The sequence below is a fragment of the Mesorhizobium sp. M2A.F.Ca.ET.037.01.1.1 genome (genome assembly GCF_003998075.1).
Lineage (GTDB): Bacteria > Pseudomonadota > Alphaproteobacteria > Rhizobiales > Rhizobiaceae > Mesorhizobium.
In genome coordinates, this window is record NZ_RZSA01001414.1 from 1 (window position 1) to 1,193 (window position 1,193).

Below are 1,193 nucleotides of genomic sequence, written 5' to 3' on the forward strand. Positions count from 1 at the left end.
AACCACAACACGTCGACCGGTTCGCTGCGCGCGTCCTTGACCGGGAAGCCGAGTTCCTTGGTCCAGCGCGCCCGCATCTTCGACGGTTTGCCCATCGAGTTCCCGAGGCGCGTGAGGTTCGACAGCGCGTCCTGGAGCATGGGGCTGACATGACCTTCATCGACCAGATGGCGCCGCATGTCGTTGATCTTGGGCAGATGCTCGATCTCGACCGGACAGGCCTCCATGCAGGCGCGGCAGGTCGTGCAGGCCCAGAGCGTCTCTTCGGCGATCACTCCGCCGACCAGAGGAGTTGACGCGTCGTTCGCCAGCGCGTCGCGCATATCGGTGATCAGCATCTTCGGGCTGAGAGGCAAGCCCGAGGCATAGGCCGGGCAGACCGCCTGGCAGCGTCCGCACTCGGTGCAGGACAAGAGGTCGAGCTGCTGCTTCCAGTCGAACTGGGCGAGCGAAGCCACGCCCGGACTCTCGCGATCGGGAGGCACGGCGGGCGCGGTCCCGGCCGCTTCGAGGTTGCGAAAATAGATGTTCGGCGCGGCCAGGAACATGTGCCGATGCTTCGAGCCTGGAATATAGATCAGGAAGGCGAGGATGGCGCCGATATGGACCCAATAGGCGATCCGCTCCGCCGGATCGGCGGGAAAGCTCAACGCACGGAGCAGATCGGCTATAAGCGACGCGACCGGCCGCCATGAGCCGTCGGCACCGCCGAGGATCCGTGCGCCGGCCTCGATCAGCAGGGATGAGACGATGAGCAGGATGAGCACATAAATGATCGCCGCATCGGTTCCGCTCGAACCCCTGAACCGCGCCGGCTTCAGGATATAGCGCTGGTAGACGGCCAGGCCGAGACCCAGCAGCATCAGCACCGCGAACAAATCCTGGAGCAAGGCGATCCAGCTGTCGCCGCCAACTGGCGCGAGTGAAAAGCCGGGAAACAGGCGTGAGCCGAACGCCTCGACCGTGACGGTGAACAGGACAAAGAACGAAACGAAGATCAGCGCGTGCAGGACCCCCGACAGCGGCTTGCGAAGCATCTTGCGATGCAGCCCGATCGCGATGGCGACGCCTTCAAGGCGGCGCCAGGGTTGGTCGAAACGGCTGGCGCCCGGCGCCTGCGCCAGCGCGGCGATGTAGCGGCGGGAACGCCAAGCCGTGAGCGCGGCGGCCGCCAGCGTGACGGTCCATAGAAT

The 1,193-nt window shown here is 65.2% G+C and carries 1 protein-coding gene; it reads right to left on the reverse strand.

Features of this window, described 5'->3' with window-relative positions; all coding sequences use genetic code 11:
- Positions 1 to 1,193: (Fe-S)-binding protein (locus EOA27_RS37230; RefSeq protein WP_145970856.1), on the reverse strand; the 1,193-nt coding region annotated here is incomplete at both ends.